This is a genomic window from Mesorhizobium sp. J18 (assembly GCF_007829525.1).
Taxonomy (GTDB): domain Bacteria; phylum Pseudomonadota; class Alphaproteobacteria; order Rhizobiales; family Rhizobiaceae; genus VLJP01.
The window spans coordinates 1-13975 of the sequence record NZ_VLJP01000001.1; the positions used below are offsets into that span (position 1 = coordinate 1).

Sequence of the window (13975 nt, forward strand, 5' to 3'; positions counted from 1 at the left end):
CCCGATGTTCGACAGCATGTCGAAAAGGCGATATCTGCCCACTATACGATGACCGGGTTCGGAGGGCTCATGACGCGGCTTGGCAGGATGCTGAAATGGGCGGTGGCGCTGGTTTTGGCCGCGGTGATCGCGGCGGGCGTCTGGCTATATGTCGCGCCGCCTGCGCTGATCCGGGTCGGCTCCGGCTATTCGGCCAAGATCGTCTGCTCCAACGTCTTCCTGGCAAATCGCGATCCCGGGGAGGTGCTGGCGCTCGACGTACAGGCGCCGGGACATCCTCTCCTGCGCCTGATGAGGGCCAATGTGGATCGCGGGGCGGGAACCGTGAAGGCGGGCCTTTTCGGCCTGTTCGGAAAGGGCCTTGCCCTCTATCGCGAAGGCACCGGCTGTGCCACGGTTGCGGACGGCGATCTGGAGGCCGCGCGGGGCCTCGAAGGCGCTGTTGCACAGGCTGAAGGGCCCGCAAGAAGCGATGCGCCATGGCCGCAGGGAAATGCCGTGGATGCCCCGGATGTCGCCATAGCCGGGATACTTGACAGTCCGGCCCTGAGCGGTCCCGGCATGCGGGCCATCGTGGTGGTGCATCGCGGGCGCATCATCGGCGAACGCTATGGCGACGGCTTTTCGGCCCAGACGCCGCTTCTCGGCTGGTCGATGACCAAAACCGTCACAGCCGCGATCATCGGCACGGTGATCAAGGATGGGCGGCTATCGCGCGACGGGAAGGGCCTGTTCCCGCAATGGGAAAATGACGAGCGGCGCGGGATCAGCCTTGCCGACATGCTGGCCATGTCGAGCGGCCTCGCTTTCAACGAGGATTATGGCGATGTCACCGACGTGACGCGGATGCTCTATCTCGAGCCGGACATGGCCGCATTCGCGGCCGACAAGCCGCTTGCCGGCGAAATCGGCCGGACCTTCAGCTACTCAAGCGGAACGACTGTCATGCTGTCGCGCATCTGGCAGAATGCCGTCGGCGACGAGGCGGAAGCGCTGGCCTGGCCGCGCAAGGCATTGTTCGAGCCGCTCGGCATGCACAGCGCGATACTGGAAACAGATGCACGCGGCACGTTCGGGGGCTCCTCCTATCTGTATGCAACGGCGCGCGACTGGGCGCGCTTCGGCCAGTTCCTGCTTCAGGACGGCGAATGGAACGGCCGGCGGATATTGCCGGAAGGCTATGTCGACTGGATGCGCACGCCCTATCCGGCTTCCGATGGGGAGTATGGACGCCATGTCTGGCTGCATGGGCCGCGCGTGACGACGCCGGCGAACCAGCCCGCCGATGCCGGTTTCGATCTGCCCGAAGACGCTTACTGGATGATCGGCCATGACGGCCAGACGATCACCGTCATTCCTTCGCAAGACCTGGTGGTGGTGCGGCTCGGCCTCAGTCCGACGAAGCTGGCATATAAGCCGCAGGCGCTTGTCGAGGCTGTTTCGAAGGCCGTCGCGGCTTCCGGGGCCTCGGCTCGGCAGATGCGGGCAGCCGAATGACGGCGTGAATGGCGTAACCGCGGAAAAGCGTTTCAAATTCGCAGCTTGCGTTCAATCTCTCGCATTCCGATTCCGCTGCGTCGCGCAATGAATCGCGCGGCGTGACGTGAAACCGGTCGAGCCAGCCGCGCAAACCTGCCCGGAACCAGCCGGGCAGATCCTCCTGGCGGCCGAAATCCACCATATGCAGGCTGCCGCCGGGAGCGACCACCGACAGCGCCATGGCGATGGCCTTTTCCCATTGCGGGATCATCGACAGGGCATAGGAGAGATAGACGCGCTCGAAGCTCGCGCGGCCGAACAGTGCCAGGGGATCGAAAGCGGTTGCGTCGCCCTGCGCCACTGCGATGACATCATCGCTGTGCTCGCGCCGGATCTTCAGCCGCGCGGTCGTCAGCATCTCGTCGGAAATATCGAGGCCGTAGAAGCGCGCGGATGGATAGGCCCGCGCGGCGACCATCAGGTTGCGGCCCGTGCCGCAGCCGAGTTCGAGAACGCTGCCACCCTCGGGCACGTCGAGACGCTTGATGAGCCGGTCGCGGCCGAGCAGATAGAATTTGCGCGTCGCGTCGTAGATGTGACGCTGGTGGCGATAGATGCCGTCCATCAGCCTTGCATGGCTGTCGGGGGCAGGGGCGGCGATCATCAGGCGGCAGCCTCGTCCTTCTTCACATAGAGATGGAAGCCGCCATAGATAGCGGAGCGGTCGCGGGCCGCAAAGTGCAGCGACTGTTCCTGCGCATAAATCCATCTGTCGGCCAAGGCCGGCGAAAGGCGGCCGGAAAGAATGCTTGGCGCCGCCGCGGTGCGGAAGATGACGCGCGCGCCGGGTGCCGCGGTACGGGTGATTTCGCCCCACAATTCGTTGAGCTGGCGGTCGTTCATCCAGTCCTGGGCGTCGAGCAGCACATAGCGGTCGACTTCCCCGCGCCGCTTGCGGCGCAGGAGCTCCACCATATTCGCATGATGGACGACGACCCTGTCCACATTGGCGCGGATCGTCTCGTAATTGTCTTTTTCGAGATAGGCCGGCAGCTTCGCCTCGCCGGGTTTCGGGTAACGGCGGGCGAAAGCCTGCCAGGCGAAGTAATTGTCCCTCAGCGGAAAATGGCRGGCGAGTTTCTCGAGCCGTGCGGCGAGCACGTCGGCCATGGTGCCATCGCCGGCCGTGACCAGAGAGTCATATTGCGCCGGCGGAATGCCCAGGCCGAAAAGGGAGCTCTTGCGCGCCGTAAGCCAGCGCAGCAGCGGCTTGTCGAAGATCGGCGCCAGCCGCTCCTCGAAGAAGCGCCTTTGCTCGCGCAACGTCCTCGTCTGCAACATGTCGGCCGGGTCGGTGCCGTGAAGGCGGGCGAGCAGATGTCCGGCGCCGATGAAGAGGCCGAGCAGCCCCGTATGGTAGAAATTGCGTTCGAAGGCGGTGATCCGCTGGCGTCCAAGCCAGTCGCGGTTTTCCCAATAACGCCGCGTGCGGGCGTCCAAGGCCGGCGCGATGAAACGGCGATAGGCTTGCCTGTTGTGGCTGTTTCCCGCCTCGCCGAAGAAACGCAGGAAATCGCCATGGCTGGGCAGGGACCGGAAGGCGGCAAGCTTCAAGCGGTTGAGAGCGACATGGGCGGCATTGAGATCGACGGCGTCGATACGGGCCGGTGAGCGCGTCAGATAGGCGAGAACATTGCAGCCGCCCGAAGCGATGGTCACTACGCGGTGGCCTTCGCCGAGTGCCATCGCCTCTATGTCCACCTCGGGGTCTTCCCAGATCTGCGGATAGACGAGACCGGAAAAGAGCAGGGCGAATAGGCGTTCCGCAATGCCAGCCCGCGAGACGGCGCGATTTTGATAGACGGCGCTGCCGATGCGCCGGCGTGACGAGATCTCGAAATCGGCGGAAAGGTCGGTCATGGCCGCGAATCCCGTTGATATTGCCAACGGAGCTAACGCGGCTGCATGACACCTGCTTGACGGCTATATGACGCTGTGTGACTGCCCTCAGGCCTTTCCAAAGCCGCCAGCGGTCGGGGTCGTGACGATGACCGCTTCGCCAGCTTCAACAACCGTCTGGTCGCATCCTTTCAGGGTTTCGATCGTGCCGTCCTTGCGGCGTACCTCGGTCCGGCCTTCCTTGCCGTCACCGCCGCCCTCGATGCCGCGTGGCGGCAGGGCGCGGTGGGAGGACAGGATCGCGCATTCCATGGTCTCGAGGAAACGTATGGTGCGGCGGGTGCCGTCGCCGGCCTTCCATTTGCCCTTACCGCCGGAGCCCTCGCGAATATGGAAATCTTCCAGCAGCACGGGAAAGCGCAGTTCCAGGATCTCCGGATCGGTCAGGCGCGAATTGGTCATGTGGGTGTGCACGCCCGAGGTGCCATTGAAGCCGCGCCCGTCATTCATGCGACCGGCGGGCGAGCCGGAGCAGATCGTCTCGTAATACTGGTAGGTATCGTTGCCGAAGGTCAGATTGTTCATCGTACCCTGGCTGTTGGCCAGCGCGCCCATAGCTCCGAACAGTGCGTTGGTGACATGCTGCGAGGTCTCGACATTGCCGGCGACCACCGCAGCGGGGTATGCTGGCCGCAACATGCAGCCTTCGGGGATGATGATGTTGATCGGCCTGAGGCAGCCGGCATTCATCGGGATCGCGCCTTCCACCATAACCCGGAAGGCATAAAGCACCGCCGCCCGCGCGACCGGCTCCGGGGCGTTGAAATTGTTGTTCATGACCGGCGACGTGCCGGTGAAATCGACCGTCGCCTCGCGCTTGTGGCGATCGACGGTGATCTTCACCTTGATGACCTGGCCGGTATCTGTCGGATATTCGTATTCGGAAGTATCGGGAAGACGTTCGAGGACCCGCCGCACTGCCTCGGCAGCGTTGTCCTGCACATGGCCCATATAGGCTTCGACCACGTCGAGGCCGAAATTGGCGACCATTTTCCTAAGTTCCGCGACGCCCTTCTCATTTGCGGCGATCTGCGCCTTCAGGTCGGCGATGTTCTGATGCGGATTGCGGGCAGGGTAGGGATGGTTCGTCAGGAGATCGTGCAGTTCCTTCTCGCGGAAGCGACCTTGGCTGACAAGACGGAAATTGTCGAACAGCACGCCTTCCTCGTCCACCGTCGTGGCAAGCGGCGTCATGGAGCCGGGTGCGGTCCCGCCGACATCGGCATGGTGGCCGCGCGAGGCAGAATAGAAGAGTATCTCCTTGCCGGCATCATCGAAGACCGGCGTCACCACGGTGATGTCCGGCAGATGCGTTCCACCGTTATAGGGAGCGTTCAGCGCGAAGACGTCGCCGGGATGAATGTCCCCCTCGTTGAGGCGGATGATCGTCTCGACCGAACGGTCCATCGAGCCGAGATGCACCGGCATATGCGGTGCATTGGCGACGAGCGCGCCGTTGCGGTCGAAGACGGCGCAGGAGAAATCCAGCCGTTCTTTGATGTTGACCGAATAGGCGGTGTTCTGCAACGTCACGCCCATCTGCTCGGCAATGGACATGAAGAGGTTGTTGAAGACTTCCAGCATGACCGGATCGGCCTCCGTGCCGATCGCGGCCTGGCGCGGCTTCTTCTCCACGCGGCGCATGAGAACGTGGTTCAGCGCCGTGACTTCCACCTGCCAGCCTGGCTCGACGACGATGGTCTGGTTGTCCTCGATGACAAGGGCGGGGCCTTTCACCTTCGCACCGGGATGCAGCGCGGCGCGCAGGAAGATGGGGGCGTCGTGCCATTTGCCTTCGCTGAAAAGCGGGCGCGTGTCGGCTGGCTCGACAGCCTCGTCGGACAGGGCAAGTTCGGGCTCCGCCGGACCGGTCTCCCGCATGTCCGTGCCTTCGACGCTGACCGCCTCGACCACCATGGGCTTGTCGTCATATACGAAACCGAACTGCGCCTTGTGGGCGGCCTCGAATTCCTTGCGCGCCTTGTCGATCGAGGTGCCGTTGAAGGAGACGGGCAGGGTAGTGTCGGTGCCGTCATAGCGGATCTGGAGCTTGGTGCTCCAACCGATCTGATCTTCGGCGATGCCCTGATCGGCCAGTTCCTTCGCGACATCGGCCTTGAGACCGGCGACCTGCTCCTGAATCGCCAACAGCGAATTCTCGTCGAGCGGCTTCAGCAGCGCCTGCTGACGCGAGGCGAAAACGGCGGCCAGACCGATGCCATAGGCCGAAAGCAGACCTGACATGGGGTGGATGAGGACCGATTCCATTCCCAGCGCGTCGGCCACGAGGCAGGCATGCTGTCCGCCGGCCCCGCCGAAGCAATTGAGCAGGTAGCGGGTGACGTCATAGCCGCGCTGCACGGATATCTTCTTGATGGCGTTCGCCATGTTCTCGACGGCGATGGTGATGAAGCCTTCGGCCACTTCCTCCGGGCTGCGGCCGCCGCCGGTCCTGTCGGCCAGAGCCCGGAACCGATCACGGACAGTCTCGGTATCGAGCGGCTGGTCCTGGTTCGGTCCGAAGATCGAGGGGAAGAAATCCGCCTGCAGCTTGCCGAGCATGAGATTGGCGTCGGTGACGGCCAGCGGCCCGCCGCGCCGGTAGCAGGCGGGGCCGGGATTGGCGCCGGCCGAATCCGGCCCGACCTTGAAGCGGCCGTCCTCGTAGTGGAGGATCGAGCCGCCGCCTGCGGCAACCGTGTGGATACGCATCATCGGCGCGCGAATGCGCACGCCGGCCACTTCCGTGTCGAACGCACGCTCATATTCGCCGTCGAAATGCGTAACGTCGGTCGACGTGCCGCCCATGTCGAAGCCGATGACCTTGTCGAACCCGGCGAGCCGGGCGGTCTCGACCATGCCGACAACGCCGCCGGCCGGCCCCGACAGGATCGCATCCTTGCCCTGGAACATGTCAGCGGCGGTCAGTCCGCCGGAGGACATCATGAACATCAATCTTGGGCTCACGGCCGGGCGCTCGCTTCGCTCACTGGCCTCCGCCGGGGCGGGCGAAACGTCGCCCGGCGCGCGGTCGCGCGCTCCGCCTTCGGCGGGAACGACTCCCAATTCTCCCGCAACCCGCTGCACGTAGCGGGCCAGGATCGGGGACAGATAGGCGTCGACCACCGTCGTATCGCCGCGGCCGACGATCTTGATCAGCGGCGAGACCTCGTGGCTGACGGAAACCTGCGAAAAGCCCATGTCGCGGCAGAGCCTTGCCGCCTGCTTCTCATGCTCGGGGAATTTCCACGAATGCATGAAGGTGATGGCGATGGCGTCGATGCCGTCGGCCTTGGCTTGCTCGATCAGCGGACGGATAGCGTCGAGGTCGAGCGCAGCCTCCACTTCGCCGTTGACGCGGACGCGCTCGTCAACCTCGATCACGCGCTCGTAAAGCTGTTCGGGGAGGATGATCTCTTTGGCGAAGATGTCCGGCCTTGCCTGATAGGCGATGCGCAAGGCATCGCGGAAACCTTTGGTGATCAGGAGCAGAACGCGGTCCCCCTTGCGCTCCAGCAGAGCATTGGTGGCGACAGTCGTGCCCATCTTGACCTCGCCGACCTTTGCCGGCGGGATCGGCTCGCCGGGCTTGAGGCCAAGGAGTTCGCGAATGCCGTGGATGCCGGCGTCGCTATAGGCTTCGGGGTTTTCCGAAAGCACCTTGCGCGCGTGCAGGGCGCCATCGGGATCGCGGCCGATGACATCGGTGAAGGTGCCGCCGCGATCGATCCAGAAATCCCATTTTCCCGCAGCCATCGGTTCAGCCCTCCTTATGGATGCGAACGAGGGAAAACACGGTCAAGATAAAACGTCAATAACTTATTGACAAATTATCATGGTACAGGGACCATTCCGCCGGCGGCAATGATCGCCGCCTGCGGAGGAGATGAGACCATGCCGGATTTTTCGGGAACAGCATTGCTGCCGCCGTTCCGGCTTTCGGGTGAAAAATGAGCGAGGGCAGGAAATTCGAACCCGTGGTTTCGGCGGCCCATCTGGCGGCCGGAGCCATGCCGGCACTTTCCGAGATCGAATATGCGATGACGGTGATGCATCATTCCTTCGAGCGCTGGATGGTGCGCTGCATGGCAGCCGCAGGCATACCCGGCCTGCAGCCGACGGCGGTCCATATCCTGCATGCGGTCAACCACCGCAACCGGGAGAAGACGCTTTCGGAACTGTGCATGATGTTCAACATCGAGGACGTCCATGTCGTCTCCTACGCTCTGAAGAAACTGGCGGCGCTTGGCCTCGTGACCACAGCCAGGCGGGGCAAGGAAAAAACGGCCAAGGCGACCGAAAAGGGCATGGAAGCCTGCCGCCGCTACCACGAGGTTCGCGAGGCTCTGCTGATCGAAAGCGTCAAACGCCTGAGGCTGGACGAGGCCGCGTTGAGCGAAATCGCGGCGACCATGCGCATCATTTCGGGTCAGTATGACCAGGCGGCACGCAGCGCCACAAGTCTCTGAGAGATCGTGCGAGTTGGCAAAATATGACATTTTGTCATCCAATGTTATGAAACTAGTCCTATAGGCGCTGCATTTCTCCTTCGAACTTCCGGCAACCCGGAGCCTCCGGGACGCGCAAGTTGACGTTAGAAAAGGAGAGAAAGTGATGAAAAAGCTCTTGGTAGCCTCTGTTACGGGTCTGGCTCTGATGGGCCTCGCAGCCTGCAGCGACACCGACGACACGACCACTCAGAGTGTCGCCCCTGAAGCCGACCAGACCACGCCGGCGCCGGCTCCTGCCCCGGAAGCCGCCCCTAGCGACGACACCGGTACCGGAATGGACAGCGGCGGCATGGGTACCGACACAGGTACGGGTGCTCAGTAATCCGCAGCACAGCAATTCCAGAGAGAAGGCCGGCATTGTCCGGCCTTTTCTTTGTTGAGGGCTGGGCCTGTCGCGGGTTTATGCCGCAATCCAGGCACTCGCCATACGGGTCGATTCACTTTAAGAAAAACGGGATGTCGATCTGGGTCCGCATCGGTGAATTCGTATCCCGCGCGCCGGGACAGGCTCTTTCGAGCATGGTCGATGCTTTGCGAACGGCGTTCCGCGGCAATCCCGAACTACGCCGCCGCGTGGCGTTCTCGATCGCCATGATCGCCTTGTCCGCGAAAATGGCAAAAGCGGACGGCATCGTGACGGCCGACGAGGTTAGGGCCTTCACCGAAATCTTCGCCATTCCGCAAAGCGAAAGCCGCAACGTGGCGCGGCTTTACAATCTGGCCAAGCAGGATGTGGCCGGCTTCGAATCCTATGCGGAGCGGATGGCCGATCTTTGTGGCTCCGGACGGCCAAATTGCGCCATGCTGGAGGATATCCTCGACGGACTTTTCCATATCGCCAAGGCCGATGGTCTGGTGCATGAGCGCGAAGTCACTTTCCTCAGGCGCGTCGCCGAGATTTTCGCGATCGACGGCCAGCATTTCGAGCAGATCCTTTCGCGCCACGCGATTCTGGGGGAAACCGACCCCTATATTGTGCTGGGCGTCGAAAGAACGGCCGGCTTCGACGAGATCCGGCGACGCTACCACCGTCTCGTGGCGGAAAATCATCCCGACAGGCTGATCGCGCGCGGCGTTCCCGAAGAATTCGTCACCATCGCAAACAGCCGCATCGCCGCGATCAATACCGCCTACGAGCAGATCGAGCGCATCCGGCGGCGCGCATGAGCGGCTTTGCGCCAGATCATGTCGGGGCGGATGTGCGGGTGTCGCCGAATTTCGGGCCCCGCCGTGACGGTATGGTGCCCGATGCGCTGGTCCTCCACTACACCGGCATGAAGACGGGTGCTGGCGCCGAATCCTGGCTGTGCGATCCGCAGAGCGAGGTTTCGGCGCATTATCTTGTCCATGAGGATGGCCGCATCGTGCAGATGGTGCGCGAATCCGACCGCGCATGGCATGCGGGGCAGGGCTCCTGGGGCGGGCTTTCCGATGTCAATTCCTTCTCCATAGGTATCGAGATCGTCAATCCCGGCCATTTCCTGGGCTATCCGGACTTTCCCGAGTCGCAGATTGCCGCCGTGATCGCGCTGTGCCGGGACATCTGCGTCAGGCATTCGATCGCACCGGAACGCGTCCTTGCCCATTCCGATGTCGCTCCCGGGCGCAAGATCGATCCGGGGGAGAAGTTTCCGTGGGCCGTGCTGGCGGTTTCCGGGGTGGGCCATTTTGTCGCTCCTGCGGAAAACATCGACGGGCCCGAACTTGCCGAAGGGATGGCCGGCCGGGAGGTCGAGGAGCTGCAATCCATGCTCGCTCTTTACGGATACGGCGTCGAGATAAGCGGAACCTATGACGGTTCCACGAGGATCGTGGTGGAAGCGTTTCAGCGCCATTTTCGCCCGGCTTGCATCAATGGCATCGCCGATGCCGCCACTATTGAAACGCTGCGCCGCCTGCTTGCCGCCCTTCCGGACGGTCTGGGTTCGAGACCCTAGTTCTTACCCTGGGTAAGGAGATGGCGGCAGATTCCAGTTTACCCAAGGTAACTTAGAATAAAATTTCATATTGATACGTAATTTTACTTCCCGCGCCTTCATTGCCGCAAGTTCGATTGCGATTGCCCGTCCATCGAACGCCGGTGATTCTTCCACAAAAGCCGGAAAAAATAACAACAAACCGCTTTGAGCGGTTCCAATAAAAACGGGTGAAAATGAATATTAGGGTTATTTTGGCGGTGGCATTCACCGTCGGGGCGATGACTGTTTCGGCGCAATCCAAAGAAACACCAAAAACCGCTGTTTCTCCAGCAGAAAAGGCGGCGCAGCAAAGATCGCAATCCGGGGGCGAAAAATGGGCTTTGGCGGCAGCCCGCAAGACGAAATCCGATAAAATGGACCGCACCGTCACTTCGTCGGTGAAGACCAGCGCCGGCGAAAAGGCAGCGCAGGTCGCCATAGGGGGCGAATATGGCTCCATCATCGCGCGTTATGCGGCCGAATACGGGGTTTCAGCCGCTCTCGCCCACGCCGTGATCCGCATCGAAAGCAATTATCGCGTCAATGCGCGAGGCAGGGCGGGCGAAATCGGCCTCATGCAGATAAAGCCATCGACGGCGCGCATGCTTGGCTATTCCGGCTCGATCAAGGGTCTCTATGCGCCCGAGATCAACATAAAATACGGCATGAAATATCTTGGAATGGCGCAGGAACTGGGGGACGGTTCGACCTGCGGCACGATCCTCAAATACAATGCCGGCCATGCCGCCAAACGGATGAATCCGATTTCCGCCGCTTATTGCGCCAAGGTGAAGAAACATCTCGCCGGCGTGTAAGTGCTGCGTGGCCGGTCGGGTTCAAAGAATGCCAGCCGGCCTGTAAGCCGGGTTCTGTATGGCCCTGACGCCGGAAGGCGTCATGACGCGGCGACCATTCCTCTGGGACCGATGTTGCCATCGGTCTCGAGCAACCTACCCGAACGGCCAGGCCGGAGACTGCCTTTGGCGCCGTTCCTATTCGGTCTTGCTCCCGGTGGGGTTTACCATGCCGCTCCTGTTGCCAGTCGCGCGGTGGGCTCTTACCCCACCCTTTCACCCTTGCCCACATGACAGCGGGCGGTTTGCTTTCTGTGGCACTTTCCCTGGGGTTGCCCCCGCCGGACGTTATCCGGCACCGTGTTCCGTGGAGCCCGGACTTTCCTCGCGAGCAGCCTTTCGGCTATCGCTCGCGCGGCCGCCCGGCCGGCTGGCACCGCGTGTATAAAGGGATTCAGGCGCCAAAACGCAAGAGCCAAGACTGCTCATATGTGACGCAATCAGCCGGCCAGCTTATCAAGTGAAGCCTTGATTTCACGCCACAGCTCTTCCGTGGGCTCGCAACCGATCGACAATCGCACGAAACCTGGCGCGACCGCATCGCCCCACCGGGCGCGGCGTTCCGCCGATGTGTGAAGGCCGCCGAATGAAGTGGCAGGCTGGATGAGAGCGCAGCCGTTTATGAAGGCTTCAGCCTTGGCCTCGGAGGCGAGCGTCAACCCGATCAGCGAGCCGAAGCGCTCCATCTGAGCGCGAGCGAGGTTGTGCGAGGGGTCGCTTTCCAGACCGGGGTAGCGTACCGCCTGCACGGCCGGATGCGCGGCAAGGCGAGGCGCCAGCATTTCCGCCGACGCACACATGCGGTCGAAGCGCACCTCCAGCGTTTCGAGGCCGCGATGGACCAGCCATGCCTCGAACGGGCCGGGGATGGCGCCGGCAATCTTCCTCCAATCCCTGATGGCCGCCGAAAGCTCCGGATCACGCGTGGCGACATGGCCAAACAGCGTATCGGAATGGCCGTTCGGCGCCTTGGTGTCGGCGGCCACAACGAGGTCCGCGCCGCGGTCCAGCGGGCGCTGACCGAAAGGCGTCATGGTTGTGTTGTCGGCGACGACAATGGCACCGGCGGCATGCGCCTGGCTGCAGACCGCCGTAAGGTCGCACAGGTCGAGGCCAGGATTGGCGGGCGTTTCCACGAAGACGAGGTGATAGCCGTCAAAACCGCCTTCGGGAAATGATCCCGTCGGGCGGATGTCGAATGTGACACCCATCGGTGCGAGAAAACGTTCGGCCAGCACGCGCGTCGTGTAATAGCCGTCGGACGGCAGCAGAATGCGGTCACCGGTCTTTAGGAGAGCATAGAAAACCGCCGAGATGGCTCCCATGCCGGAAGGGAAGGCGACCGCATCCGCATCCTCCAGATACGCCAGCAGCTTTTCCACGGCTTCCCAGGTCGGATTGGCGAAGCGGCCATACTGGTTGAAGCCGGCCGGCTCTCCTGGCAAGTGATACATCGACGCCAGAGTGAGGGGCAGGGCGACAGGATCGCCTTTTTCGAGTTCCGCGCGCCGCAGGTGAGCCAGATGTGCCGCGCGAGCAGCCATGTTGTCAGACATTTCTTCTCTTTCCGGATCGGAACTGATCGGACGCAGCTAATCCGGCACGCGCTCCGCCTGCAAGGGCAAGAGAGCGTTACTAACGCTTCGTTAGGCTTAATGGACGATAAACGCGGGTCGGGACGTTCGCCGGCGTTTTTCTGCCGGATTCCCGCTTTGTGTTGCCTGTTCCCGTTGACGCCCATATCAGCCCATGATATCCCATAAAACAAATCAAGTTCTCGTTTCAGTTCGGAGTCGGATGTCGATTCAGCCGCTGGGCAGCCGCCCGGACGGAGCGGGGATGTCTGCGCCTGGCGGGATCTGTGATCGGGTATTGAGGGGCCGCGCGGGGGTGCGGAGGGATCAATGTTGAGGGGCACGGCGGCGGAAGCGGCTGTAAGGCATAATGGACCGATTTCTGTCGAATGCAGTGAACAGGATCGACTCCAAGGGACGGGTCTCCGTGCCGGCTTATTTCCGCACGGTCTTGAGCAAAAAAGGGTTTTCGGAGCTTTACGGGCTGCGCGCGCTGGACGTACCGGCGATGGATGTCGGCGGGCCGGACCTTCTGGATCGGTACGAGCAGCGGATCGCGGCGGAGGACCCGTTTCTCCAGACGGCGGACGACATGTCGTTCTTCGTCCATGGGGACGGGACATTCCTCAAGCTCGATCAGGACGGACGCATCACGGTGACCGATTTCATCCGCGAGCATACGGGCATCACCTCGGAAGTCGCCTTTGTCGGTCGCGGGCATTTCTTCCAGATATGGGAGCCGGAGCGGCTGCGTGCCTATGGCGCCGAAGTCCGGGCGCGGCTCTCGAAGCTTCGGCAGACGGCTGCGGCGGGCCGATCTGCCGGAAACATGGAATGATGGCGGGCCCCGGCGGCGTAAGCCCTGCCGGTGGCGGACCGGCCCGCCACATTCCGGTTCTTCTCGATGAGGTCCTTGCTGCGCTTGGCGCAGTCGAGGGCAAGACCGTCATTGACGGCACATTCGGGGCCGGTGGCTATACGGCTGCGCTTCTGGAGCGCGGCGCTTCGGTCATCGCCATCGATCGCGATCCCGAGGCGGTCGCTGCCGGCCGGTCGCTGGAAGCCCGCTGGGCCGGAAAATTGCGGCTCGTGCATGGCCAGTTCTCCGAACTGGACATCGTCGCGGGAGAGCCGGTCGATGCCGTCGTGCTCGATATCGGCGTTTCCTCCATGCAGCTCGACGAGGCGGAGCGCGGCTTCTCCTTCCGTCAGGAAGGCCCTCTGGACATGCGCATGGCAAAGGAGGGGATGAGTGCGGCGGATGTGGTCAACCGTTTCCAGGCAGGCGACCTGGCGCGCATCTTCGGCATTCTCGGCGAGGAGAAGCATGCGGGACGCATCGCCCGCATGATCGAGAAGCGGCGGAAGGAAAAGCCCTTCGAGACGACGCTGGATCTCGCCAATGCCATCGAGAGGCTTGTCGGCCGCAATCCGCGCGACAAGATCCATCCTGCGACACGGGTCTTCCAAGGTCTGCGCATCTTCGTCAATGACGAACTGGGCGAACTGGCGCGCGCGCTGTTCGCCGCCGAACGGGTGCTCAAGCCCGGCGGCCGTCTTGCGGTCGTGACCTTCCATTCCCTGGAAGACCGCATCGTCAAGCGCTTCCTCTCGGCGCGCTCCGGTCTGTCCGGCGGCTC

General features: G+C 62.6%; 13 protein-coding genes and 1 other RNA gene. 8 read left to right on the forward strand and 6 right to left on the reverse strand.

Features of this window, described 5'->3' with window-relative positions; translation table 11 throughout:
- The first annotated feature begins 69 nt into the window (after positions 1–69).
- Complete coding sequence (locus L598_RS00005; RefSeq protein WP_144858799.1) at positions 70–1497, forward strand: serine hydrolase; 1428 nt, start codon at positions 70–72, stop codon at positions 1495–1497.
- Here the strand turns inward: L598_RS00005 and L598_RS00010 are convergent.
- The 3 genes from L598_RS00010 to L598_RS00020 form a co-directional block, all read right to left on the reverse strand.
- The gene (locus L598_RS00010) at positions 1391–2143 is read right to left on the reverse strand and encodes a class I SAM-dependent methyltransferase (protein WP_144858801.1); all 753 of its coding nucleotides are present in this window, start codon (positions 2141–2143) and stop codon (positions 1391–1393) included. The two genes, L598_RS00005 and L598_RS00010, sit on opposite strands and share 107 nt — an antisense overlap.
- Positions 2143–3399, reverse strand: coding sequence for a DUF3419 family protein (locus tag L598_RS00015; protein WP_144858803.1), 1257 nt, complete (start codon positions 3397–3399; stop codon positions 2143–2145). The genes L598_RS00010 and L598_RS00015 overlap by 1 nt, the downstream gene beginning before the upstream one ends.
- A gap of 87 nt (positions 3400–3486) precedes the next feature.
- On the reverse strand, positions 3487–7194 hold the full coding sequence (locus tag L598_RS00020; RefSeq protein ID WP_144858805.1) for a hydantoinase B/oxoprolinase family protein: 3708 nt from the start codon (positions 7192–7194) through the stop codon (positions 3487–3489).
- 194 nt (positions 7195–7388) lie between these two features.
- Between L598_RS00020 and L598_RS00025 the strand changes: the two genes are divergently transcribed.
- From L598_RS00025 to L598_RS00040, 4 genes are all read left to right on the forward strand, one after another.
- Positions 7389–7907, forward strand: a complete 519-nt coding sequence (locus tag L598_RS00025; protein WP_144858807.1) for a winged helix DNA-binding protein — start codon at positions 7389–7391, stop codon at positions 7905–7907.
- A gap of 145 nt (positions 7908–8052) precedes the next feature.
- Entirely contained in the window at positions 8053–8271 is a 219-nt protein-coding gene (locus tag L598_RS00030; protein ID WP_144858809.1) for a hypothetical protein, read from the forward strand.
- Positions 8272–8405: 134 nt separating this feature from the next.
- Complete coding sequence (locus L598_RS00035) at positions 8406–9116, forward strand: DnaJ family molecular chaperone (protein WP_144858811.1); 711 nt, start codon at positions 8406–8408, stop codon at positions 9114–9116.
- Positions 9113–9886, forward strand: a complete 774-nt coding sequence (locus L598_RS00040; protein ID WP_144858813.1) for an N-acetylmuramoyl-L-alanine amidase — start codon at positions 9113–9115, stop codon at positions 9884–9886. Before L598_RS00035 ends, L598_RS00040 begins: the two co-directional genes overlap by 4 nt.
- A gap of 52 nt (positions 9887–9938) precedes the next feature.
- Here the strand turns inward: L598_RS00040 and L598_RS21685 are convergent, their stop codons facing one another.
- Positions 9939–10265, reverse strand: a complete 327-nt coding sequence (locus L598_RS21685; RefSeq protein WP_246658578.1) for a hypothetical protein — start codon at positions 10263–10265, stop codon at positions 9939–9941.
- A 16-nt stretch (positions 10266–10281) separates the two neighbouring features.
- Here L598_RS21685 and L598_RS00045 point away from each other — a divergent pair, with 16 nt between their 5' ends.
- On the forward strand, positions 10282–10722 hold the full coding sequence (locus L598_RS00045) for a transglycosylase SLT domain-containing protein (protein ID WP_348642726.1): 441 nt from the start codon (positions 10282–10284) through the stop codon (positions 10720–10722).
- Positions 10723–10749: 27 nt separating this feature from the next.
- Here L598_RS00045 and rnpB read toward each other — a convergent pair.
- Positions 10750–11135, reverse strand: an RNA gene (gene rnpB / locus L598_RS00050) — RNase P RNA component class A.
- Between the two features lie 66 nt (positions 11136–11201).
- Complete coding sequence (locus L598_RS00055) at positions 11202–12317, reverse strand: cystathionine gamma-lyase (RefSeq protein WP_144858817.1); 1116 nt, start codon at positions 12315–12317, stop codon at positions 11202–11204.
- A gap of 388 nt (positions 12318–12705) precedes the next feature.
- Here L598_RS00055 and mraZ point away from each other — a divergent pair, with 388 nt between their 5' ends.
- Entirely contained in the window at positions 12706–13173 is a 468-nt protein-coding gene (mraZ, locus tag L598_RS00060; RefSeq protein WP_144858819.1) for a division/cell wall cluster transcriptional repressor MraZ, read from the forward strand.
- Positions 13170–13975 (forward strand): 16S rRNA (cytosine(1402)-N(4))-methyltransferase RsmH (rsmH, locus tag L598_RS00065; protein WP_144859337.1); only part of this gene is annotated, 806 nt, incomplete at its 3' end. The genes mraZ and rsmH, both read left to right, overlap by 4 nt.

Excerpts from the sequence above, each read along its gene's own strand:
- L598_RS00005 (WP_144858799.1), top strand. The coding sequence starts at position 70 with ATGACGCGGCTTGGCAGGATGCTGAAATGGGCGGTGGCGCTGGTTTTG.
- L598_RS00010 (WP_144858801.1), bottom strand. The coding sequence starts at position 2,143 with ATGATCGCCGCCCCTGCCCCCGACAGCCATGCAAGGCTGATGGACGGC.
- L598_RS00020 (WP_144858805.1), bottom strand. The coding sequence starts at position 7,194 with ATGGCTGCGGGAAAATGGGATTTCTGGATCGATCGCGGCGGCACCTTC.
- L598_RS00025 (WP_144858807.1), top strand. The coding sequence starts at position 7,389 with ATGAGCGAGGGCAGGAAATTCGAACCCGTGGTTTCGGCGGCCCATCTG.
- L598_RS00030 (WP_144858809.1), top strand. The coding sequence starts at position 8,053 with ATGAAAAAGCTCTTGGTAGCCTCTGTTACGGGTCTGGCTCTGATGGGC.
- L598_RS00035 (WP_144858811.1), top strand. The coding sequence starts at position 8,406 with ATGTCGATCTGGGTCCGCATCGGTGAATTCGTATCCCGCGCGCCGGGA.
- L598_RS00040 (WP_144858813.1), top strand. The coding sequence starts at position 9,113 with ATGAGCGGCTTTGCGCCAGATCATGTCGGGGCGGATGTGCGGGTGTCG.
- L598_RS00045 (WP_348642726.1), top strand. The coding sequence starts at position 10,282 with ATGGACCGCACCGTCACTTCGTCGGTGAAGACCAGCGCCGGCGAAAAG.
- L598_RS00055 (WP_144858817.1), bottom strand. The coding sequence starts at position 12,317 with ATGTCTGACAACATGGCTGCTCGCGCGGCACATCTGGCTCACCTGCGG.
- mraZ (WP_144858819.1), top strand. The coding sequence starts at position 12,706 with ATGGACCGATTTCTGTCGAATGCAGTGAACAGGATCGACTCCAAGGGA.